The 25,173-nt window shown below is 32.6% G+C and carries 16 protein-coding genes and 5 pseudogenes; 2 read left to right on the top strand and 19 right to left on the bottom strand.

Going from position 1 to position 25,173, the window contains the following annotated elements; translation table 11 throughout:
• Positions 1-71: 71 nt before the first annotated feature.
• From ltrA to IGL28_RS13585, 16 genes and pseudogenes are all read right to left on the bottom strand, one after another.
• Positions 72-1,676: a group II intron reverse transcriptase/maturase gene (gene ltrA, locus IGL28_RS13660; protein WP_241653632.1), complete on the bottom strand. Its 1,605-nt coding sequence runs from the start codon at positions 1,674-1,676 to the stop codon at positions 72-74.
• A gap of 872 nt (positions 1,677-2,548) precedes the next feature.
• Positions 2,549-2,752, bottom strand: a complete 204-nt coding sequence (locus IGL28_RS13655; protein WP_128427680.1) for a DNA helicase UvrA — start codon at positions 2,750-2,752, stop codon at positions 2,549-2,551.
• Between the two features lie 159 nt (positions 2,753-2,911).
• The gene (locus IGL28_RS13650; RefSeq protein ID WP_128427682.1) at positions 2,912-3,487 is read right to left on the bottom strand and encodes a recombinase family protein; all 576 of its coding nucleotides are present in this window, start codon (positions 3,485-3,487) and stop codon (positions 2,912-2,914) included.
• Positions 3,488-3,502: 15 nt separating this feature from the next.
• Positions 3,503-4,108, bottom strand: coding sequence for a protein adenylyltransferase Fic (gene fic / locus IGL28_RS13645; RefSeq protein ID WP_128427684.1), 606 nt, complete (start codon positions 4,106-4,108; stop codon positions 3,503-3,505).
• Positions 4,109-4,840: 732 nt separating this feature from the next.
• Entirely contained in the window at positions 4,841-5,032 is a 192-nt protein-coding gene (locus IGL28_RS13640; protein WP_081129207.1) for a transposase, read from the bottom strand.
• 248 nt (positions 5,033-5,280) lie between these two features.
• Positions 5,281-5,646, bottom strand: a complete 366-nt coding sequence (locus IGL28_RS13635; protein ID WP_164885448.1) for a transposase — start codon at positions 5,644-5,646, stop codon at positions 5,281-5,283.
• Positions 5,647-5,942: 296 nt separating this feature from the next.
• Entirely contained in the window at positions 5,943-6,407 is a 465-nt protein-coding gene (locus IGL28_RS13630; RefSeq protein WP_368026675.1) for a hypothetical protein, read from the bottom strand.
• A 359-nt stretch (positions 6,408-6,766) separates the two neighbouring features.
• Positions 6,767-7,369, bottom strand: coding sequence for a DUF3862 domain-containing protein (locus IGL28_RS13625; RefSeq protein ID WP_226062823.1), 603 nt, complete (start codon positions 7,367-7,369; stop codon positions 6,767-6,769).
• A 313-nt stretch (positions 7,370-7,682) separates the two neighbouring features.
• A pseudogene (locus IGL28_RS13620) lies at positions 7,683-8,263 on the bottom strand (transposase); the annotation flags it as partial.
• Between the two features lie 127 nt (positions 8,264-8,390).
• Complete coding sequence (locus tag IGL28_RS13615; RefSeq protein WP_438843979.1) at positions 8,391-9,785, bottom strand: glutamate decarboxylase; 1,395 nt, start codon at positions 9,783-9,785, stop codon at positions 8,391-8,393.
• Positions 9,786-9,815: 30 nt separating this feature from the next.
• Positions 9,816-11,228: an amino acid permease gene (locus tag IGL28_RS13610; protein ID WP_128427771.1), complete on the bottom strand. Its 1,413-nt coding sequence runs from the start codon at positions 11,226-11,228 to the stop codon at positions 9,816-9,818.
• Positions 11,229-11,448: 220 nt separating this feature from the next.
• Positions 11,449-12,090 (bottom strand): annotated as a pseudogene (locus IGL28_RS13605) (IS256-like element ISEfm2 family transposase); the annotation flags it as partial.
• Positions 12,091-12,559: 469 nt separating this feature from the next.
• Positions 12,560-12,918: pseudogene (locus IGL28_RS13600) on the bottom strand (RNA-guided endonuclease TnpB family protein); the annotation flags it as partial.
• 508 nt (positions 12,919-13,426) lie between these two features.
• Complete coding sequence (locus IGL28_RS13595) at positions 13,427-13,621, bottom strand: acyl-CoA dehydrogenase family protein (RefSeq protein ID WP_081129216.1); 195 nt, start codon at positions 13,619-13,621, stop codon at positions 13,427-13,429.
• A gap of 260 nt (positions 13,622-13,881) precedes the next feature.
• Positions 13,882-14,167, bottom strand: a pseudogene (locus IGL28_RS13590) (IS3 family transposase); the annotation flags it as partial.
• Positions 14,168-14,337: 170 nt separating this feature from the next.
• The gene (locus IGL28_RS13585; RefSeq protein ID WP_081129217.1) at positions 14,338-14,712 is read right to left on the bottom strand and encodes a DUF7006 family protein; all 375 of its coding nucleotides are present in this window, start codon (positions 14,710-14,712) and stop codon (positions 14,338-14,340) included.
• Between the two features lie 312 nt (positions 14,713-15,024).
• On the opposite strand from IGL28_RS13585, the gene IGL28_RS13580 reads away from it, so the two are divergent.
• Together IGL28_RS13580 and IGL28_RS13575 are read left to right on the top strand one after the other, a co-directional pair.
• The gene (locus IGL28_RS13580) at positions 15,025-16,383 is read left to right on the top strand and encodes a hypothetical protein (protein WP_181934729.1); all 1,359 of its coding nucleotides are present in this window, start codon (positions 15,025-15,027) and stop codon (positions 16,381-16,383) included.
• Between the two features lie 141 nt (positions 16,384-16,524).
• Positions 16,525-17,019, top strand: a pseudogene (locus tag IGL28_RS13575) (transposase); the annotation flags it as partial.
• Here the strand turns inward: IGL28_RS13575 and IGL28_RS13570 are convergent.
• The 3 genes from IGL28_RS13570 to IGL28_RS13560 form a co-directional block, all read right to left on the bottom strand.
• Complete coding sequence (locus tag IGL28_RS13570) at positions 17,009-17,305, bottom strand: hypothetical protein (RefSeq protein WP_081125806.1); 297 nt, start codon at positions 17,303-17,305, stop codon at positions 17,009-17,011. The pseudogene IGL28_RS13575 and the gene IGL28_RS13570 overlap by 11 nt on opposite strands.
• A complete protein-coding gene (locus IGL28_RS13565; protein WP_081129220.1) occupies positions 17,302-17,487 on the bottom strand; it encodes a TetR/AcrR family transcriptional regulator in 186 nt (61 codons plus the stop codon). Before IGL28_RS13565 ends, IGL28_RS13570 begins: the two co-directional genes overlap by 4 nt.
• Before the next feature lie 64 nt (positions 17,488-17,551).
• Positions 17,552-25,150, bottom strand: coding sequence for a G5 domain-containing protein (locus IGL28_RS13560; RefSeq protein WP_438843978.1), 7,599 nt, complete (start codon positions 25,148-25,150; stop codon positions 17,552-17,554).
• Positions 25,151-25,173 lie beyond the last annotated feature (23 nt).

Raw genomic sequence — 25,173 nt, 5'->3', positions numbered from 1 at the left:
GTAATCCTCATCTTTGTCATGAGAAATGAAGCTCTCGTTTTATCATTCTCATGAATAAGTTGATGAATATTTTAGTGAATGATAACTAGATTTTGGAAGTTATCTTTTCCACCAAGATTTTTAGGTATGATACGGTGACAATAAATATCTGCTAGCTCCAAAACTTCTTTTGTTACTCGGCACCTGCCTCGTTGTACGGAGTACTTAGAGACACGATTATCCCTAAATTCAGTGCTTTCATTCGGATTATTCATATTCATGAGTTGGTTGATAATATCGATTGGAAAGGTAAGATACTTGTGTATTAGCACACGTCCTTCGGGCGTGTACTTGCAAATTCCCATTTTGGGTAGTGATGTATGGCTGTGTTTAACGAATCCTAAAGGAATCATAGGATAGCCATTGATCCATCTTAGCTGTTTTGAACGTGCATAGTTTTTCTTAACGAAATCACTAGGCGGAGATCCATTTTTCTTAACGTCCAGTCGATTTTTAATGATAACCATTATACGTTGGTTAATTTTCGGGCAATCCACACTAATGTGGGTAGCCTTTTTGTAATATTGATGAATCCCTATCACCATCGAGTTGTATTTCACTAGTTGTTTTTGTAAGTCCTCTTTGGTAAGGGTGTGCTGAATTACCTTTATTTGTTTTGCTAGATTATCAAATACTTTTTTCATGGCTTTAGGACACATGTGCGTTTCTATGACAAAGGTCTTTCTTTTGCGAACCAATTTCATAGTGAAACCGAGGAACTCGGATTTCTTTTTCTTTAGATTAACCACTTTTGATTTTTCTGGGCTAATGTCGAGTTTCAGACGCTCTTTTAGCCACAATTTGGTGGCTATAAATATATTGTCCGCATCGTTACGTTTTCTGCAGAAGATTTTGAAGTCGTCGGCATATCTTACGAGATAAATTTCTTTTAGTTTTGAACCACGCCACGCTCGATATTTATTTCCTTTATTCCAGTAACCTTTCTCGGCATTATACCAATCATAATTATGCCTTGTAGGGTGGGTTTCCCACTGTGATGATATCCACCAGTCTAATTCATTTAACACAACATTTGCGAGAAGAGGGGAAAGGATTCCGCTTTGCGGAGTTCCTTTCTTAGGGTGATCAATTCGCCCATCCTTATGAATGATGGGCGCTTTAAGCATTGCCCTAATAACACCTAAAAGCCACTTATCTTGGACTCCTAATGTCCAGAGCTGTTTGATAAGCTTTGAATGGTTTACGTTGTCAAAGAATCCCTCAATATCTATATCTACTACAAAAGTAAGTTTAGACACTTGTGCTAAGCGTACTGCTTGAGCGAATGCATGGTGTGCCGACCGATTAGGACGGAACCCATAATTCTTATCATGAAATTTTGCTTCCATAATAGGTTCTAGAACTTGTAATAGACATTGTTGTACGATTCTGTCCCAAATAGTTGGGATACCAAGTGGGCGAGTTTTTCCATTTGGTTTTGGGATTTCTACCCTTTTAACTGGTTGTGGTTTATATTCTGAAAATTTGTCTTGCACGATTCTGATAAAATCCGTATTAGGTATTTCTTTTAAATCATCAATATTTCTATTATCAACGCCCGGAGATACACTCCCAGAGTTTCCTTTAATATTTCTATACGCTAGTAAGATATTATTCGGCGAAGTTACAATTTCCATAAGGTTATTGAAAATGTGATTATCGCAACTTTCTTTGTATAGATTGTATCATAACTGTTAGTAAAACCAATTGACTTGTGGCTATCCCTCCACAGCTTATTATTACTGATTCATAGGTACTGTGCCACTACTCTCACTAGTGTGAATGAGCTTATTATTCTTCGTCTCAACCGCTTCAAAGGAGATTAGTCCTCCACGTCACTAGCTTTCAACGTTCCAATGATTTTATCCGTACATTTACTTTTAGGTGCTCACTCTAAACCTGCGACTTTCCAGTGCCCTTAACACTGCACGGTTATTCATATCTACGATTCTTACTAAACCGCAAGTCGCACCCTATGTCACAATATCTTTTGTGCGGGCAAGATACATTTCTGCACCCCAAGCCTATAGATTCGTATATTCGCGAATTTGTCAGTACAATTGCACATTCTCACCATGAGTAATTTTTGGACTCCCGACTTATAGGTTACACTATCCACCGCTGGACAGCTTTTGATTGCAACAATGCAACTACGGTAACTCTCAGCCGGCTTTACCTAGCTTTTGACAAATTCTTATTCTAATCAACAGATTTGCCAATCGGAGTATCAGAGGGAGCGCTTCAGGTCGTTACACCATCATTTCACTCCTCAAATCATCAGTTCTCCACAAGAACTACTTGTGTGCCTAACCTTTTCAGTTAGAAACGTTTCACACCATAAAAATTTTTTATATCGATCAAAAAGTAATCATTGACTGGCCCATTTGAGTAATCAAACATTTTGTTCTACCCCATTTCAATTCGATTGTACAAACATACGTTTGCATTTGTAAAAGGGAACATTCTAAAATAGCAAAAAAGTCAGACTATTTGTCTGACTTTCATAGACCTACTTATTTTTTTCGTTTAGCAATTGGAAGTCTTGGTCAATGAATTGGTAACAATTCCCACAATTTTTACAATGATATTGTTTCGTTTGAGTATTTTGCTGAATCAACTCACCACGAGCACAATCGATCGATACAGCTGTTCTTCGTTCTAATCCGTATAATGGACGTCCCCAAAAAGTATAGCCTAATTGTTGTTCTTTCATTTTCTTCGATTCTTCCTAAAAATATCTCTATTCGTAGCTAATATGACGCTTTGTTCGACCAATGATATTTCTTAATGAGCGAACTTGACCTTAGAATGTTCGTATAAACAACGATTCATTTAAATTGAAAGAGATTTTTATATTCATTTTATCAATCTTCTAATCACTGCCTTCTATTTGTTTCTTAATTCTAAAAAGTGTACTACGACTGAACCCCGTTATGGCTTCCACTTCTTTGTACGATTTACCGGAAGTAATCAATTCATATGCGTGCCTCTTCTTTGGTGTGATTGTTGCTTTCGGACGTCCCTCTTTAAAATTAGGATTATTCTTTTTCGCAAACAATTTTCCTTCCTGAGTACGTTCTACAATCATATCACGTTCCATTTCAGCTACACTCAACAACGTGCGTGTAACCATTCGACCCATTGACGTATTTTCGATCGTTCCTAGATTCAATACCTTAATCGTGACGTTATCATCGAGTAAAGGTTCAATGATCTCTAGTGCTTCTCTTGTATTACGGGCGAATCGATCAAGTTTCGTAACAACGATTTCGTCTCCAGGCTTCAGACCAGCTAACAGCTGATTAAACTTCGGTCGATCTCGTTTCGTACCTGTAAATTTTTCAGAAAAAATATTCTTCTTCTCAACACCGTTCTCAAGCAGCTGTTGGATCTGCTCCTTTTTACTTTGAGAAGCAGTTGAGACACGTGCATAGCCATATTTTGTCATTTAACCCACCTGCTCTTACAAATCATCTATCGTATACTCAGAGTATCCTTCATAAAAATAGCTGACATCGATTCCTTTCATATATAACTCGCGATCGTCGATTTGATCAGTCAGGGCATTGGAAATTAGATACCGTATCTCCAAATCGTTTATGGGACTTCGCTCCATTGCAGAAAGATAGTCTGTTTTATCGATCAAGTTCCAGTCAACAACTTTTTGCAATTCTTCCTTTAAAATGAGATCTAGCCAAATTCTAGTACTTCGTCCATTCCCTTCACGAAAAGGGTGAGCGATATTCATCTCCACGTATTTATTAATAATCTCTTCAAAAGAAGTTTGTGGCATTTGATCAATATGCTTTAACGAATGTTCCAGGTACATGACCGGTGCGAAACGAAAATTTCCTTTTGCGACATTGGCCGTCCGAATTTTTCCTGCAAAATCATAAATCTCTGAAAAGAGAAAATCATGAATTTCAGATAAGCCTTTAAACGTACCGACTTCGATTTCATTTATTTTTCCAGAATCGTATAATTCTTTTGCTTTTTGCTTACTGATTTTCTCTTCAGCTTTGGCCAACTCAACTTGATTGGTCAAACCCAATTTATTCTCTAAAATCATGGAAAATCCCCTTAACTTTTTGACATAAGTTTATGAAACACTACAAATCCTATTATACCGCGAATTTAATCATATATCAAAAACTATTAAGTTTCTAACACATCCCTTTTATTTTTATTGCTAAACTTCAATCTCATTTGCTAATTTAAGTTTCTAACAGCTAAACAGAAAGCCCAACAGGTTATACCCTGTTGGGCCGAGTATAATTATCTAGAATATTTACTCCAATGACTTTCTGGAAATAAATATACAAAGTAGGCTTCAATTCACAATATATACAATTTTTAAGTAAAGGGGTCACTGGACATAGCCATCAAGCTAAGGCAAAATATAAGGATACATTATAGTTTTATTTAAAGAATTTCTCGGACTTTGTCACATTTTCTAAAAAAAGCATACACTAAATAAGCTTCATGACTTTTAAATTTTTTTACCTGATAAAGGGACTAAGGATATCCATACTTGTCTTTTTTGTCCCTCTTCGAGACTTCAAAGCGTTTCTTTTTAACAGATTAAAAATACGGTCTAATAAGTTTTCAATCGCTATAAGGTCACCCCTGAAAACCTGACAGAAATCTGGTAGATAGTGTATTAACACATGCATGGTTTTTGATTCACTTAACTCTTTCTTTTGCTTTTCGTACAATAGTTTTCTCATCTTGTACATCGTTGTCATCGTCAGCCATAGGGCAATCAATTTGCTATAGATATGGCATTTTAATCGGTGACTATTTATTTTTTTATTTTATTAATTTTGAAGACCGATTTCCAAACTTTAAAAAGAAGTTCTATCTGCCAGCGTAAGGAATATACCTCATGTACCATGTCCATTGGGACATGGACTACCGGACAATTCGTGATATAAATATTTAACCGCTTGATTTTCTTGCTGCGATCACTTAGTGGTTTGCGCTTTTTACCAATTTTTCTATCTGTTGTTGTCGATGTTTTAGTTCTTTATTTGTTAAACAACGAATGATTGCTCGAGCCCCAAGGTAGTGTCCTTTGCCGCAATAGACTTCTGGAAATTCAATTGTTTCTCCTGGTTGTAAAGTATCAACGAATCCTTCTAAAGAAAGCGGTAAATATTGACTGTGCTTTTTCTGTTTACTTGCTTTTTTAAAAGACTCTGGATTAGGATTTTTTACAAATAAACGAGTGGTTGTCTTTACTCAGGTGATATAAAAACCTCCAGCAGCTTGAATTGATTGGTATTCACTCAAATCAAAGTAACCTAAGTCTCGAATACACAAATCTCCAGGAATTATTTTTGCTAGATGTGTATCACTAAACTGTTTGTCACCTTCTCGTTCTGCGCCTAGGTAGTTTTCCAAAATTCGACCGCTGATCAAGTCATACTCCAATTGAATTTTAGCTCCCACAGTATGTCTGGTTCCACCAGAACCTGGGAATTCATCGACAAACGACGAATCTAAAATAAATGCGGTAGAATCGATAATCCGTATGCGTTTAAAAACAGAATCCTCATTCAATAATGTGGTTTCTTTCGAGGCATCTGTTTGGATCAACTGCTTCAAAAACTGCTCAAGAAAAGAAACGATCCGTTCATTAAAGCGTTCATGTAAGCCCTGCGGGCTGATACTGATCTATCCTTGTTTTTCTAAGTAGACCGACAAATCAACCAGTGTTTCTTTAGCGATTGAATTGACAAAGAAAACACACGTTGAGAAAAAATCGTCCCCTTGGACCATACTCCATCGTTGGCAGAACCCTGTTTCATAAGCTAACTAGTTGATCCTGTTTCGATCAATTATTCGATAAAATATTTCAGCGAGTGCCTGAAAAGAGCTATCTTGGCTCCTGCTTTTTTTACTTACCATTTATAAGGATCCAGTTCGACTGACGGATCATTCCTTTTCAAGAACAACTGTCGGTAGCGCTCTACTATGGATTGTTCCTCTTGTAAGTACAGTGCATCATCTGCGTTAGTTTGGGCAATCCCGTCAATGCCTATACTGCCAAATCGGACGTTCTCACCAAGTGGATTTGTCTTTTGGAGGAGCGTCTCAAGCTGTTGCGAACAATGATCGACTGCAGGTAAAATTCGACTATTCTGTTGAAGGATTTCTATTTCCATCGACAATAGTTCCTGGTGAACGACTTGATCAAGTTTCTTCCGGATTTTCCGAATTAATTTTACTTCACATGTCTGAATATCATACGCACAAACTGATTTAGAAGCAAAGAATTCCAAATAGAGAAGACAATGCGCTAGAGCGTCATGTACCCCTTTGGGAAATTCATATTCAGCGCTAACAAGTTCAATAGGTGGATTCATAAAAGCACACGTCCTTTTAGATAATTGTATCAATTCTACAAGAAAGCGCAATCTTTTCTTCTGTCTGGGGGTACCAATTGCCTCTTAGCTTGATCGCTATGTCCAATGTCCCCGAAACCGTTAGGTTTAGCTAAGTGCTGAGTAGTTCACTTCTTTAGTGATAACCATTTTTTCCATGACAAAAACACCTCCAAATTTATTTTACTAAATTTGAGGTGCTCTTTTTTATTGTATCTAATGTCAGTTCTCATCAATGAATATCTGAAATATCTCTTTTTAAACTGTTTGGGCAATTCATCATAGATAGCTTTCAGTGTTTTAATTAAACTTTCTATTAAACTTGGCTATTTAAAATTGGCTTACACTAATCCAACTTCATTTTTAGAAGTAGCAATATCATTCGTAAATGTGATGACAAAATAAGATCCTAATGGTCCAGTAGTATTTGTTTCCCACGTCAATGTTTGAATATTTTCACCATTTGAATTTTTATATTCCGCAATAGCATTCGGTTTGCCAAATTTTTTAATAGCTTTTTCCTTTGATAAATCCTTATTCATTTGAATTTCTCCAAATACTTTAGAAGAAACTACTTTTTCTTTATCATAAGAAACATATAATCCAGATACTGATTTTTCGACAACATTGTTGTTTTCTGTACCAACAGTTAACTTAGCACCTAATTCTCCGTTCTTACTACTTCCCCAAGTATAAATGGTTTCAGAATTTCCCGAATGATCTGTAGAAGATTCCGTATATAACGGAGAACCTAATATTTTATTTACATTCTCCAAACCTGTTCCTATTGTTAATTTATCATATACTGATTTTACTTCTTGAGCAGATTTCTTTTCTGTTGTTATAATTTCTGTTGTTTCTTTCTTTTCATCATTTTTAGCGATAGTCATTGACCCAATACAAATAAAGATTACCGTAATGACTCCTATAATAATATAGATCATTTTTTTCAAAATACTTCCTCCTATTTTAAATGACTAAAAAATTATAAATAATTAAAAGCTCAGTTCCTAGATTTTTAAAAATTAATTTAATTTCTAAAAAAATTTAAAATTTTTTCTAGGCTTATACTATTAGACTACAGGGGATTGGTGACTACAGTGAACTACTCATCTCATCACTCAGCTAAACCTATCGGTTTTTAAAACTTGAAATGAGAGATTCTTGGGAAAACAGCATACTTGATAGCTTATTTTTTCACTAGCAATGGTGTCTCTTATTTACCAATCTCTACTCCTACGGTTCTTCATTTTATCTATCCTGATTTTTGATGATTTCTGTATTCAACTTATTCAGAAAATCGGTACGTTGCTTCATTACTTTTTCGTATAATCGAACTACTATGCATTTCTATTTTTAGCTTCAAAAAGATTGACACCTTTATTTTTAGCCAATAACGTACGTCTAGCAATTTATGTTGTTCATGTTTTAGTTTCTTTTCCATTTTTGATGTGAATTTATTGTTATCAATCTTTTGATCATTTGAAAGAATGGCAACGTCAATAATACATAAGTAAATATTAATTGCATAATTGTTTTTTTAACTCAACAACTTCTTCTTCACGCAGCAACGAAACAAAGTATTTGCCACTTGAATGACGTGAGATTGTGATCAAACCTTTAGATTATCTATAAAGCTTAATTTTAACTAAAAACTTCAATTTAGAAACTTTGACGTATTTATTATCAATCAAAACAATTGTTCCATTCTGATTGTTGATTGTGCAACTTTGAACCATTTTTTTCTTTTGAACGACGACATATTCATCACGGAAAAAATTATTGAACGCCTTGTCTAGATTAATTTTTGTATTCGCTAAAACAAGACTATCCACTTTTCCTTAAATTCCAGTGTGTATTTCCTCAAAAAAAGCACCCCTCTAAATTAGATTTTTAGTCTAACTTTTGAGGTGCACTTCACTTAAACAATTTAAAGGAGGTAAATAATAACTTATCTGTTGAAATTTAGTGGGAAAATCCATAAGTAATATCAGGGGATTCTTTCCGTATAGATCTTTGATTTAAGTAATCAATACCAGTCTTCATATCTTGAATTAAATCTATGGCCATTTGCATACTTAAGTCTGCTCGACAAACAAAACGTTGGATATTAATATTTGATAGATTATCAGGTAACGGATAAGTAGGGACTTGCCACCCCTTCATTGCAAATTGATCGGTTAGATCATATAAATTCCAAGAGATAGAAACATCTTTCTTCAATTTATAGCAAATAATTGGTAATTGTGAACCGTCATTATAAATATCAAAATAACCCATTTTATCAATTTCTTTTGCTAAATATTTTGCTACATCACTGGTTTTTTTATGAATTGATCGATAACCTTCAAACCCATTACGGATAAATGTGTAATATTGTCCTATTATCTGACTTGCACTTCTTGAGAAATTGATTGCCATTGTTGGCATTTCTCCTCCAAGATAACTAACTTTGAAGACTAATTCCTCTGGTAAAAAATCTTTTTCTTTCCAGATAACCCAACCAACACCAGGATATACCAATCCATATTTATGTCCAGAAGTGCTAATTGAACGTACATTTTTCAAACGGAAATCCCATTCAAGTTCTGGTTCCATAAATGGTACAAATAATCCACCACTGGCAGCATCTACATGAATATATACCTTGTAGTCAGTCTGTTTGTTATATTCCTCTATTTTTTTATCTAATGCCTTTATATCGTCATATTTTCCTGTATAAGTGATTCCTAAGATACCTACTACGCCAATCGTATATTCATCAAAATAATCGGTTACAGTGTCTATATTGATACTCCCATGTTCTTCATCAATCGGGATTGTGCGCATTTCAATATCCCAATAAACACAGAATTTTTCCCAAACGACTTGATATGCAGAAGAAATTACTAAGTTAGGTTTTTGTTTATTGATATCTAAACCAAGTTTTTTTACACGATTACGCCATGCAAATTTTAATGCTAATCCCCCCAACATACAAGCTTCACTCGAACCTACAGTCGAGGTACCTATAAAATCAGATTCATCTGGAACATTCCATAAGTCAGCAATGATGTTAACACACCGATTTTCGATCTCTGCTGTACGTGGATATTCAGTTTTATCTATTGCATTTTTGTCCAATGTTTCACACATGATTTTTGCAGCTTCTGGTTCCATGTATGTTTGACAAAATGTAGCGAGATTTTGTCTTGACACACCTTCATCAATTAATTGATCTTTTACCAATTGATAAGCATCTCGAGGAATCAGCGAGCCTTTTGGCAGTTTATACATAGGAATCGCTTCGTCCATCGCTTCATTTCCGAAAATAGGTTCCAAATATTGTGCTTCATATCTATTTTTTTTACTGAATAACATTTTTCTCTCCTCCTAAAAAGCACTGATTTCTTAGATTTTTCTGTTATTTCCTTTTTCATCAAATGTTTTATAAATCCCAAAAGGGATAACTAAAATAATTAACCAGCTAATAATTAAGATAGCTAAATACGTTCCTCCTTTACCATAACCGATATCGTTAGGTGGAAAAAACGATATAAAGAATGCAAAAACTGAAACAAGTAATCCTATAATTGCTACACCAATTTTTACTTTCTTTCCACCAGGAATTTGGTATGATCTTGCTAAATCTTCCTTTTCTTTCACTAATTTGATGTAAGAAATAAATAAAAGAACATAAGATACAAGATAAATACATACTGTCAAAGCCATTGCAACAAAGAACGAAAGATTAGCTCCCCCTCCTCCTAATGTTAGTACAACTGCCCAGATAGAAACGATTATTCCTTGAATTAATACGATATTGGTAGGTACATTATATTTATTAACTTTTGCCATTTGTTTTGGTAGCAGTCCATTTTCAGCTGCTTCAAGCATAGCAGTCGACGGGCCAACTACCCATGTGGCAATTTCAGCAACAACACCTAAACAAATAATGACTGCAATGATACGAATAAGTACTGCTCCTCCACCAAAATGGTGAATTAAATAAGAATACGCTTGGATTACTCCTGTATCTAGTGATAACTGGTCTTGTGGGATTGTTGCAGCAACTGTAGCACCACCCAATGTATCTAAAATAATTGTCGAAATTACTAATATCAAAATAGCCTTAGGATAATTTTTCCCAGGATTCTCCATATCTTTCACATGACTAGCAGACGACTCAACCCCTGCATATGCTAAAATAAATGAAACAAAAACCACTAACGTATTTACTTTAGTAAAATCTGGAAGCCAAGCATCTGCCCCAAAAGAAACTTTTACTGGATTTCCCTGCATAATATAAAGAATACTTAAAACAAAGAGAAGCATTCCAGTCGCTAATATTCCGACAAAAAAACCTAATTTTGCAATTTTAGCAGTATTTTTTGTCCCAGCAAATTGTGAAATTGTTATTAACCAAAAAATTACTAATGTTCCAATCAATTTTAACCAAACATTCGTATTTAAAGCTGGCCAATTAAGTGCATAAGATAGTGCTCCTATAATAAAGTAAATCATTGTGATAAAACCTACTGTAATTTGGAACCATTGGAAGAAAATAGCAGCAAATCCCCATTTTCTTCCTAAAGTTTTTGAGACCCACGTATAAAGTCCACCTTTTTCCCATCCTTTCACAGTAGCCATTTCCGCAGAACAAAGTGCCACAGGAATAAACCAAAGAAAGCCCCCAACTAGTAAATAAAAAACTAGATTCATCTTTGATGTTGCAAATGTCGGATACTCATAAACTGTCATGACCATTGAGGCAGTTATAGCAAAAAAGCTCATCAAAGATAGTTTTTTTGTACTTCTATCCATTGTTTTTCCTCCTTATTATTTAATAAACTCATAACTGTGAAATTTCAATTTTTTTCACTATTATGAAATCTCCAAACAATGTTAAAATTACTCACGTTCTTTATTTCTCTCTCTTAAATATTGTTGTGTTTGTAAAAAAACAAAAAGAACAGTATAGTTGTCTTAACGATTAAATAATAAATTATTAAAAAAAGAAATTTATATATCAAATACGAAAAAAAATGTCCTGTAACAACTCATTCCAAACGTAGGTCGATTCAGTCGGGGCAATTGCATAACTTAGTACTTCTTTAGTGCCGTCTTCTCGTATACCAATGGCAATATAGATTGCTTCTTTGGAGACGGTTTGCCGTTTTAAAGGAATATAAGTAGCATCCATGAAAATAGCGACATACTTATCATTTAGAGTTCTAACTTTAAATGCATTTACTTCTTCAGTCAGCACTTTAGTCATGTTGGACATGGTTTGGGGCGTGTAGTGATGCCCATACATTTTCTCAATCAAGTCTGCGATTTCCGACATGGTAATACCTTTTCGGAAGAGGTGAATGACGGTCTCCTCTAAGGTATCATTCGTCCGTCTATAAGCAGGAACAGTCTGTTGCTTGAACTCGCCGTTGCGGTCGCGCGGAATCTGGATATGAAGTTCCCCATACTCGGTCTTGACCGTACGGTCATAGGAGCCGTTATGAGAATTACCCGTGTTAAAACCAATGCGATCGTACTTTTCGTAATCGAGGAAAGCCGTTAACTCCGTTTTGAGAAGCGTATTGACAGCTTTTTCCAAATGGACACGGAATAATTCATTCAAATCGCCTTTGTTCGCTAGAGTCTTTAGAATTTCTGTAGTAAAATCGTGCATATGGAAGTCCTCTTTTCTGTGAATGTGTTGTGGTAACTCTATTCTACAGAAGGGACTTCCTTTTTTCTATTTACACAAAATATTTTACACTATCAGTCAAATAAAGAATAGATTATCTAATTTATTTTTTTTATTATTAATTGTATATTTTAACTAATTTTTGAAATGAGGAAATCCAATAGATTTATTACAAAAGAAATTGTTATATGCCTTATCTAAAATTAGTTAGATATTAACCACGAAAATATTTTCTTTCAAAAATGGAATTTATTTATGTAAGGGTAGGAAATATCATTTATGAATTACTGACCACTTAGCTAAAGCTAGCGATTTTTAATGCTTGAAGTGGAATCTTCTTGGAAAAAGAGCATACTTGATAGATTATTTTTGTCACTAATAGCGATGTCTTGTATTTACCATACCCCATAGTTCCTACAGTTCTTTATTGGATCTGTGCTAATTGTTTTAGTCATAGACCTTCGTTCAGAATATTGATACTTGCATTGATATCTCGGTCATGATGAGCATAACAAATAGGACAAATCCATTCTCGAATTTCGAGAGATTTCTTGCCGTCTTTATGTCCGTATTTTGAGCAAATTTGACTAACCAGAAAATATTTATCAACTTTGATAATTTCCGCTCCATACCAATTAGTCTTTCATTGTAAATTAGTCACAAAACTTAACCAAGAAACATCAGAAATACTTTTCGCTAATTTATGATTACGAAACATACCTTGTGTATTTAAGTCTTCCATACAAATAATATCGTGGTTTTTAATAACTTATTTAGAAAATCAGTACGCTGACTCATTACTTTCTCATATGACATGAAAAAACTCTTTTCGATCTGATGAGCGGTTGGTAGCCACTCACTAGTATATCGAAAGGAGTTTTTTATCGCTAAAGCTACTTCTTCCACGCATAGAAACACGCGGGTTTCTTGTTTCGCACGCTTTGTGCACGAAACTAATTACAGTCATTAAGAAAAAAAAGTCCGATTTTGAAATTAACCATCAAAATATGATTTTAAGTTACAAAAACCAAAGTAGATGCCAAAACGTTCAGTTTCATCTGGCGTAAAGTGACAAATAGTTATGAATCTACTGTGGATAAGCAATCAAACGAATTCTATCAGATCCTTTATAAAAAAATCTTTCCTTATTTAAAAGAAGAAAAGAGAAGAAAAAAACAAAGCCTTGTTAAATATATTCCATTTCCACCAACCATTTCTCTTACCAATGAAACTTTTTTTAATCTTAATGCATTTTATCTAAAGTAGAGCTTTCTTCTATAATTTTAAAATTTATCTTTTTCTTGTAATTCTGCCAATCTTATAAATTATCTTGTATAATAGCTAATTTTTCTCGAACTAATTGAAATGCAGCAAACTTTTTTCCAAATTGATTGCGCTCTTTAACATAAGCCAAAGCTACTTCTAATAAACCTGCTAGCATTCCTATTGCTACATGCGCAATATCAGCTCGTGTATCTCTTAGAATTCTAGAAACATATTTAAAGCCATTAATATGCTTCTAATCTTGCTTCATCACTTACTTCTACATTATTTAAATAGATATGACCATTTTGAACTACTCTGAGAGCAATCTTTCCTTCAGTATTTCCTGGAATAATAAAACATTTAATTTATTATCTGATGTATCTTTCACAAATACAAGGTTAATATCTGCAGTAGTAGCTCCTCCAATCCATCGTTTTTCTTCGTTAATAATCATGTATTACCGTTTCTTTGAGCAGAAGTAGACAAAAGTAGACAAACTTCCATAAATAAATTAAGATTGTTCATGTTAAGTGTGTTGGCAACTTCACGATAGGATAGCTCACTTGTTTGATATAACTCTAATCTTATTCAGCTTAAATTGAACAGAATATTTTTTATTTTGACACTTTCTTACTAGGCTCTCTTCACCAAATTCTTGATAGATATTGATCAAGTGCTTAACTTGTGACAAAGCCTTAACGGAATACTTCTTTGGCATATAATCACTTCCGCCTTTACCATCCAAATAATCACAAATCATCTTTAATCTAAGCTCAAAAGGATATTTATCCATAAAAAATACCTCCTCAAAAAAATCTAATTTTTTTTTGGGGGTACAAATGCAAGTCTTTTTTATTAAAGTCAGATTCCATGCAGTACTAAATTCAAATTACCTTAATGTTTAATTACCAAAAAATACATTGATATTTAGATAAGCTAAATTAAGTATACAAAAGGATAAAACTAAATTACCGAAAAATATAGTGAATGATTGACAATATCATTTACATCCATTTCACAAAATTCCTTCATAAAAACAGTATAGTCTTCCTTTGAGTATTTCAAAATCATTGCTTCAGAAAAATCTTCATCGTGCTGAACAGTATCTACAAATGATAACAGAATTTGTAATTGTGCATCTAGTCCTAATACTTCTGCATGTATACGAAAAAAATTACTTGGTTCAACATTGTAAATTTTTTCTTTAATTGATTCACATAGAATCTTCATTCTCTTAGAGATTAAAGGATATTTTTGAGAAAATAATTTATTATTATACTTTTCTTCAAAATATCGAAAATATTCATTTTCTTTCAAAAAAACAGAATAATTCTTCATAATTCTCTCCTCACAATTTCAATATTTCTGTATTATTTCTTTATCATATAATCAATAAAACTTAAAATACTCATTGACTAATCTTACATTCGCTACACGATATTAATCACTTCACTTTTCCTATTGAAGATTATTTACTTAATATAAGTCACAGAAAAAATATCATATGATCAATAAAAATTCAATATGCACACTTTTTTTAAAAATTTAATTTCAAAAGATAAAATAATAAAAAATAAATCTTTTTATTGTAATATATTAATATAATTTAACTAAAAATATGAGCATATACGACATTGGAGGAGAATATTTATGATAAAAGAGTATATTGAAAAAGACATAATCAGAAAGACAGAAACTTTAAAATATTTTTTCTATTTTACTGAAATAAATCTGAATATACTTGAAATACCTTTCACTATAGATACATTTAAAAGAGATTTTAGTTTTATTTGCAATACGTGTAGCAAGTATATCAATCAAATCTATCACAAAGGTCCAATATATAGAATATATTTTAAAAAAGATACAGAATATTTTGATGTGGCAGAACTAATCTATAGGGATTCAATTTTTTTGAAGCTCTGTACTTTAAAATTAAAAAACATTGAATACAGTTACTATGATATAGCTGACTTAGAATATATTTCATTAACAAAGGCTTATCATCTAAAAAAAAGAGTTAATGCTTATTTTGAAAATAGAAAAGCTATTAAAAGTGAACTATACTACCGCTATTCTTTTCTTGAAATTTTATTAAGGATTGAAGTACCTTTTAATATATCTATATATGATAATATTGAAATACCATTTAATATAAAAATGAATAAATTAGAAAAGCGCTTATTTCTGGGAGGTATCTATTTAGCTATAGAACGACATGAAAATAATCCTATTTTTATTAGCGATAAATACTTAAAGTTTCTTAAATCCAGTTTAATGTTTTTGGAAATAAAACGTATTATATCAACTATAGGTATTGAGTTAGATGATCATGAAATCGCTTTTTTATCCATTGTATTTAGAATGATCTCATTTAATGTAAACAATTATGTTTTATTTGAAAAAGACCATCTTTTATTGATGAATAAAATGATTGAAACCAATCCTCAAATACCTGATTTATTAATTGCTTTAGATATAAATCTTAAAGTTAACAATATCAATGATACAATAATACAAAGCTCTATTTTAAGATTTATAACTCCACTATTTTTCTCAGAGCAGGAATTCCTTCTATCCAGCCCTATCTATCAGAAAAATACTCATGAAATATTTCTAAATAAATTTCTAAATATTACTAATAACTGGATAAAGAGTTTTAGTGACAAAGAATTTAAATTTTCTAAAGAAGAACTAAATAGAATTAGCATAGAACTTATATCCATAATCAATCAGAAGAAACAAATGATTATAGTAGTCTCTAAAAATATAAATATATATTTAATCTATAGAAAAAAAATCCAAGAGTACCTACTATCTTCTAATAGAATTTTACTAGATAATATATATTATTCATTGGAGGATATTCCTTTACAATTTAAGAATAACATTATAATTTGTGATGAGAGATTGAAAAATAATAATACGATTTTTCCAAATATATACTATATATCTTATACAAATATAGATAATAATTTTAAAGAAATCTTGATTGATTTAAATAGATAAAATAAACTTCTTTAAAATTATTTTTATTAATCTAAAATAGAAAAGTAAAAACCCCTAGAATGGCTCGCAATTCGCTAGCCCCTTAAATGATGTGCCCCCCTTTTAATTAGACTAGAAATCTAATTAAAAGGGGGTTTTTTTTTGCAGATATATACATTTGATTTTAAGAAAAAAGTAGTTTCAGATTATTTAAATAACGAAAACGGATACAAATATCTTGCACATAAATATCAAATAAATCGTACACTGGTTAGACATTGGATAAGGATTTATAACTATCATGGTTGGAGGTGGCAAAAGCTACACTACAAAATTTAAAATTGATGTTATAGAATATATGGAAACAAATGGTCTTTCTATCCAAGAAACCGCAAAAAAATTTAATATCGGTTTAAATAGAACTCTAAGTAAATGGATAGAGCAATATGAAGAAGGCGGTGCTTCTTCACTTGAGAGCCAAAAAAGAAGCAGAAAAATTAGTATGAATTCCAAGCTAAATATTCCTAAAAAAACTTAAAGACGAGTCTCTTGAAGAAGAAGTTATTTGTTTAAGAGCAGAGAACGCATATTAAAAAAGTTAGAAACCTTGATTCAAGAACAAGATTAGAGCAAGAAGAAATCAAGGTTAAAACAATCTTTTATAATACTGATCAATATATTTAATCGGAATACTATAGATATAACTTCCATTAAATATTTTTATTCGTTCATGAAATTCTTCAATCATTATCCGATACAATTGATCATAAAACGCATGTGTACTGTTCTTAGACGTTAAGCCAGATAAAATCAATCGATGTTCACCTACGTAAGTAGCAACATAAAAGAAAGCTTCATTAGAGTATAAAATAGTTTCTAAGTTTTTGGAAAATTGAGTAGATTTCAATAGAGTTTGACGATCTTTAATAGATGCTTCTTTCATTTTTGCAGGTGTCTATCAACGATAAATAAAATAAATTCATGTTTATCCTTAAAATAAAGATAAAACGTTCTTCTCGAAACTTTAGCGTTATAAGCTAACTCACTAATCGTAATAGATTCAAAAGATTTTCTAGTCAACAAAGTAGTTAAAGATGTTTCTAGTCTTTTAGTAATCTGCTTCATACGTATTTCCCCTATAAAAAATAGTTAAATGTACCATTCCCTAAAAAGGAAATGGTACATTCTTTTATTTGAAAATAGATTCTTTAAAATCATTCGTTAATAAATGATAGCTCTGCATGATCTTAGCTTTCAAATTATCCATATATCTTGGATTTTGATTATTTTTGATTAATAACAAATCATACTGCAAAGCTTCCATAAATAACGCTTGCAAATCAATATAGTTATTAATTACATGCGTTGAGTTATTCCATTGCACGGTAATCGATTTAATTTGATTTTTCTTATCACTCCGTTCCTTAAACATAGCTTTCTTGAATGCTGCATAGTTTTCGTATTTATCTCCAAAAATTTTCTCAATGATAAATACATCAGAGAAAGTTTTTCCTTCTGCTTTAGCTTGTTCTTTGTACTGATTAGATACATATGCCACAAAACCTTCTGTCCAACCTTTTGCGGCTAACAGTTCATAGGCTGTTTTTCTAAAGATGATTCCTCCAGAAGCACCGTTACTATTTTGTAATGCAGAGTAGATTGGCGCATACATTGAAATTTGATAATATGCATTGTTTCCAACATTAGCACCACCATAATAACGTTTAGATACTACGCTATTATCAATCAAATCATTGACAGTTTTTAGATTCATTTGTTTCCATTCTTCTTCGGTAAAATCTACAACTTTATCAGAACCATTATCAAAAATAAGTTTACGATAGAGTAGCTTTTGATCCTCCTTAGATTGACTTAGCGTAACCTCAGCTTCTACATAATCCAACAAATACGTAACATCAAATACACCATGCATATAATCATATAAATCTTGATCATTTTGGAAAATCAATGGATTATAATTTTGAGAACGTAGACTATTTTCAGGCCATTCATAAACCAGATTCAATCCATAAACAGAAGAATCTTTTGTATATGGCGATTGTAATAAGCCCATCGCAAAGTTTTCCGCATATTCTCCATCACGACGACCATACCCATTAAAGTAAATTCCCCCATCAAAGTTATGCGTCATTTCGTGTGTCAATGTGGAAGTCCCATAATCAGATACGACTGCATCTACAACAAAATGTACTAAATTACCATTTGCATATGCACCAGTTCCATTAGGATTATACCATTTTCCAATAGCTCCAAAGAATTCAACCATTGCAGGAACACTGATATCATATCTTCCAACCCAACGATTCTTCCAATAACCATCTTGAGTATTATCAATGATCCAGTACCCATCCCAGACTGGAATATCTCGTGTGTATAGCTGACTTTTTACTTTATCATCCACAATCCGATACCAAGTATCATAGTAACCTGCCCACAAATCACCATAATGAACCAATGTTTTTTCGAATTCTTTTACCTTTTTCGCATACTCATCTGGTGTTTTCTTCAACGCTTCATCGATATAACGTTCATATAACCCAAAAGTAATCGTTGACATATTTGTTACTACAAATACATTATTCGAAGTCAAATTCAATAATGGTAAGATAAAGTTACGGTATTCTGCTCGATATTTTCCTTTTAATCGAGGATAAATCTTCACTTCCGCACCCGGTACTTCTTTCGACGGTGCTTCATACACAAAGGCTTTTGTAGCCGCTTTAAACCAGTCATTTTCATCCATGTTAGGTGTAAATAACTGACGATTATAATCCAAGTAATCGATCAAATTCGTTTTTCCAGTTACCGTTGAGAATTGTGTCCCAAAGGTACTGTAGTTATTTTTAACTTGCAGGCTTTCATAACTCATATTTCCGAAAGAAATCAACCAATCTAAGTTATCAACCATAGAACCATAAAAATCGGTCCGATACATCGCCAACTCTTTCGTATTCACATCACCATAATTAATATTATAGAGACGATTGACATATGTTAATCCTAAAAGTAAATTTTGAGCTTGGTCTTTTAATTTGTTAAATAAGTAGTTAGAAATACCAGTTGATTCCATATCAATAACTGTACTATTCACCAAGATCGAACGTAATTCTTGATTCAGGTTCTTTTTGATTGCATCAAAGGATTCCCATAGATACATATCTCTTAGTTTATTGTATTTAGACTCTTGAAGATCTTTTTCTGCTTGCATACGTAATTCTTGTTTCTTCTCATCAGTCAACGGAGGATTTTTACTATCTTTTTCATAATTAGTGATTGCCTGTTCTTGTGCTTTTTGTACTTCTTCCTCTGTCCACATGAACCCAAATTTTTGAAGCATATCTGTAGATAGGAATTCAATTCCATCAAAATTTGTTTTTAGTTGATTCAATAGAGATTCAAAATTATTTTGGAATTGCATTGGCGTATAAATGAGATTATTTCCTAGTTGAAATTCTACTAATTTCGTATTCTTAAAGCTAGATTCATTAGATAAAGCTAGCCACTCCGCCGTACTATCAGAATAATGAACCAACAACTGATTGATTTCTGACAATTGTTCAAAAATATCTGTAATTACTTGATGATCTTTTGCTGGTGTCACAGATAACACTGGCGTAGTATAGAGTTTACTACTTGGATCTACTAAGTTACCGTAACGTAATATCGTATATCGATCATATAAAGGAATGAGTTTTTCCATATTTCGATAAGCAGTTTCTCGCTCTTTTTGATAACCATATAAATAGCTATAATCTGTCATAGTAGCAGCTTGAGTTAACTCAACTGTCTTTATTCCCCATTGATTAATCAGCTCTTTCGCGCGTTCCTCTGTAATCGAACTAGAATTAGTATAACTATTTCCTTTAGCTACTCCTTGAACAAAATATACATTATTAAATGGAGCATACGTATAGTTATTATTTCCATGAATAATACTTCCATTATTAACTTTAACAAAAGATATGACATCAGTTAATCTTCCATTCCACCATGCACTTCCTAAAATACCACCTACTGATCCACCCTTGCCAGAATTATAAATTTCTCCTGCAGCATAAGATTTATAAATTTGACTATTATCTCCAGCTCGTGCTACTAAACCACCAACTATATGTTCAGTATGGTTAGTTGTTGAATAAATATTTACATCAGCGTAACTAGTTCTCATAATTGAATTTAAAAATAATCCAACTAAACCACCTAAGGCATAATTATTTGTACCTGTTACTTTGATTTCACCCGTAAATGATGAATCATTCATAGTAGTATTATCAGCTTTATATAATAATCCTCCTGCATTAACAATAGAAGAAATTTTACCAATCGCATGAACATTTTCAATTGTCGTATGGTCTGCAGTTTTTGCCAAAGAACCAACATCACTTTGATTTCCAGTTATAGATACGTCAACTAAATGAATATTTTTAACTGTACCGTTATTAATAGCATTGAATAGTGGTTTATTCAGATTATATATCGTATAAACTTTTCCAGTTTCACTTTCTAGTGTTCCAGTAAAGGCTTCTGTAATATAACTATCTCCGTTTGCTACTACTTCTGAAGCAGAAAGATCTGCACCAATTGTAAATGTACCACTTGGATTATTGTTTATTGCATTTACTAACTCACTAAACGTCGTATAAACATTTTCTTTTGGTATAATTTTATTAATATAAAACGCATAGTTTTCAATAAAATCATTCGTGGTTGAGTCATAGGTAACCAATTCCGGATATGAAAGGGTCACTTTGTATTTTGCTTCCCCATTTTCAGTGACTTCTTGAATCTCATGAACCGGTAATAGAATATCTTTATTGTTTACTGAGTTGATTTGAACAATATAATTAGCTAAATCTTGTGGTACTTCTTTTAAGCCAATAATATTTGTCAGAGAGCCATTATCATTAACTTTGAAGAGTTTTAATGAATTGAAGTTAGTGATCTCTAATTTTTTAGGCACTAATTCAATTGTTTCTTTTTCCTTTTGAACATTATTGATTGATTCTTGATTGATCTTATACGTATAAATTGTCTCTAAAGTATATGGAGTATTATAAGCAAGGTTATTTAGTACTACTAAATGTGTTCTTAAATCAACAGTTTGTTCTTCTTTTAAAGCTTGATTTTGATATACTTTTACTTGAATTGATTGTAGCGTATTATCTGTATCTGTTATCTCATAATGAATGGTTGCTGTTTTTTGATCAACATTTTCATCAATAGAAGCCAATTTAACAACAGGAACTTCTTCTTTTTTCTTCAATTGATTAATAGCTTGTTGCAACTCAGTCACTGCTTTGTCTACTTCTTCTTGTGTTGCTTGCAGGTTTTCCATAATTTGTGTAGCATTCTGTAAGTTCGCATCCAATTGTGACCAACTATCTGTAGTATAAGAATCTGCTTCTAACTTATTTACTTGATCTATAAGCTTTTGTAATGCATTTTTATCTACTGTCTTTATTTCTAACTTTTGAATACTTTGTTGTAACTCGGTAACAGCTTGATCTACTTGTTCTTGAGTTGAATTTGTATCATTAAATGTTTGTTCCACAGATGATAATACTTTCTTGAATGCAGTCCAACTAGCTGTTGTATGTTGATTTTCTTGATACGTTTTTGCCTGGTCAATCAACTGTTTCAATTGTTCTTTGTTTACAGGTTTTTTCTCCAACTGTTTAATACTTGCTTGTAGAGTGCTTACAGCTTGGTCTACTTGTTCTTGAGTTGAATTTGTATCATTAAATGTTTGTTCTGCGGATGATAATGCTTTTCTTAGTACATCCCAACTAGCTGTTGTGTATTGGTTTTCTTGATACGTCTTTGCCTGATCAATAACTGTTTCTAGTTTATTTTTATCTATTTTTACTTTTTTCGTTCCCCGTTCGATTACTTCTTCTACAGGTGCTTTTGTGACTGTTTCACTTACTTCTACTCGGTTAATTTCTTTTCCTGTCGCATCATAAGTTACTTTGTATACGATACTTCTTATTCCATTTTCTCCTGCTGTTTTGACTTTTGTAATTCCTTCTTCTAGTTCTGGATTATCTACAGTTTTTGTTGTATATGGAATTACTTCTGTCACCGTTTCATCTTTTTCTGTTGTTGTAACCTTCGGTTTTGTTCCCCGTTCGATTACTTCTTCTACAGGTGCTTTTGTGACTGTTTCACTTACTTCTACTCGGTTAATTTCTTTTCCTGTCGCATCATAAGTTACTTTGTATACGATACTTCTTATTCCATTTTCTCCTGCTGTTTTGACTTTTGTAATTCCTTCTTCTAGTTCTGGATTATCTACAGTTTTTGTTGTATATGGAATTACTTCTGTCACCGTTTCATCTTTTTCTGTTGTTGTAACCTTCGGTTTTGTTCCCCGTTCGATTACTTCTTCTACAGGTGCTTTTGTGACTGTTTCACTTACTTCTACTCGGTTAATTTCTTTTCCTGTCGCATCATAAGTTACTTTGTATACGATACTTCTTATTCCATTTTCTCCTGCTGTTTTGACTTTTGTAATTCCTTCTTCTAGTTCTGGATTATCTACAGTTTTTGTTGTATATGGAATTACTTCTGTCACCGTTTCATCTTTTTCTGTTGTTGTAACCTTCGGTTTTGTTCCCCGTTCGATTACTTCTTCTACAGGTGCTTTTGTGACTGTTTCACTTACTTCTACTCGGTTAATTTCTTTTCCTGTCGCATCATAAGTTACTTTGTATACGATACTTCTTATTCCATTTTCTCCTGCTGTTTTGACTTTTGTAATTCCTTCTTCCAGTTCTGGATTATCTATAGTTTTTGTTGTATATGGAATTACTTCTGTCACCGTTTCATCTTTTTCTGTTGTTGTAACCTTCGGTTTTGTTCCCCGTTCGATTACTTCTTCTACAGGTGCTTTTGTGACTGTTTCACTTACTTCTACTCGGTTAATTTCTTTTCCTGTCGCATCATAAGTTACTTTGTATACGATACTTCTTATTCCATTTTCTCCTGCTGTTTTGACTTTTGTAATTCCTTCTTCCAGTTCTGGATTATCTATAGTTTTTGTTGTATATGGAATTACTTCTGTCACCGTTTCATCTTTTTCTGTTGTTGTAACCTTCGGTTTTGTTCCCCGTTCGATTACTTCTTCTACAGGTGCTTTTGTGACTGTTTCACTTACTTCTACTCGGTTAATTTCTTTTCCTGTCGCATCATAAGTTACTTTGTATACGATACTTCTTATTCCATTTTCTCCTGCTGTTTTGACTTTTGTAATTCCTTCTTCTAGTTCTGGATTATCTACAGTTTTTGTTGTATATGGGATTACTTCTGTCACCGTTTCATCTTTTTCTGTTGTTGTAACCTTCGGTTTTGTTCCCCGTTCGATTACTTCTTCTACAGGTGCTTTTGTGACTGTTTCACTTACTTCTACTCGGTTAATTTCTTTTCCTGTCGCATCATAAGTTACTTTGTATACGATACTTCTTATTCCATTTTCTCCTGCTGTTTTGACTTTTGTAATTCCTTCTTCTAGTTCTGGATTATCTACAGTTTTTGTTGTATATGGAATTACTTCTGTCACCGTTTCATCTTTTTCTGTTGTTGTAACCTTCGGTTTTGTTCCCCGTTCGATTACTTCTTCTACAGGTGCTTTTGTGACTGTTTCACTTACTTCTACTCGGTTAATTTCTTTTCCTGTCGCATCATAAGTTACTTTGTATACGATACTTCTTATTCCATTTTCTCCTGCTGTTTTGACTTTTGTAATTCCTTCTTCTAGTTCTGGATTATCTACAGTTTTTGTTGTATATGGAATTACTTCTGTCACCGTTTCATCTTTTTCTGTTGTTGTAACCTTCGGTTTTGTTCCCCGTTCGATTACTTCTTCTACAGGTGCTTTTGTGACTGTTTCACTTACTTCTACTCGGTTAATTTCTTTTCCTGTCGCATCATAAGTTACTTTGTATACGATACTTCTTATTCCATTTTCTCCTGCTGTTTTGACTTTTGTAATTCCTTCTTCCAGTTCTGGATTATCTATAGTTTTTGTTGTATATGGCATAACTTCAGTTAGCGTCTCTTCTTTTTCTTCTGTTACGGGTACTGGAACTTTCGTTCCTTTTTCAATTATTTGTTCTACAGGTTGTTTTTTATCAGAAGATGCTGACTTCTCGTCAATCAATACATAACCTAAAAATTTATATCCAGGAATCTCCGTAGAAATAATTGGTAACTTTTGGCCTTTTTCTAGATAGATCGTCTGATTATAATGGTCTAAATTGAGAGTAACCTCTTCTGCTTTAGCGACAATAGGAATGCTGCTTAATGAACTACTGATTAATAAACTAAGTAAGAATTTATTTTTTTTCGCTTTTTTCGCTAAAAGCGCCCAGCTAAATAAAAATATTCCTGTTCCTAAATAAACATATTTTAATGTTTCTAGCTCATTCGTTTGTGGAAGAACACTTGCTTTACGCTCTTCTTTTTCTGAATAAACCATGTAATATTTTTGATTCTCATAAATATTGACTTTGGGTAATTCTTTTGTCATAGTTTCTTTTTGTACATTGGAAAGATCCTTTGACAATATAGGTATCAGCTCTATTTTTACTTCATTCTTTAATGGATGAAAAATAGAGGAAGTTTCACTAATTGCATCCGCTGAAACCAGTGTATTCGGCTGACTGATAAAAATAAATGAGCCAATCGCAACAGAAAATAATCCTTGAGATAATTTTCTCAAAGTATATTTTACAACTCTTTCTTCTGATCTTTTTTTGTAAACATTCATTTTGCCTTTCTCCTATTTTTAGT

Origin of the sequence: Enterococcus sp. AZ077 (assembly GCF_051714965.1) — a bacterium.
Taxonomy (GTDB): Bacteria; Bacillota; Bacilli; order Lactobacillales; family Enterococcaceae; genus Enterococcus_B; species Enterococcus_B hirae.
Note: the sequence above shows the minus strand (reverse complement) of the source record. Positions and strands in the feature narration are given on the sequence as shown.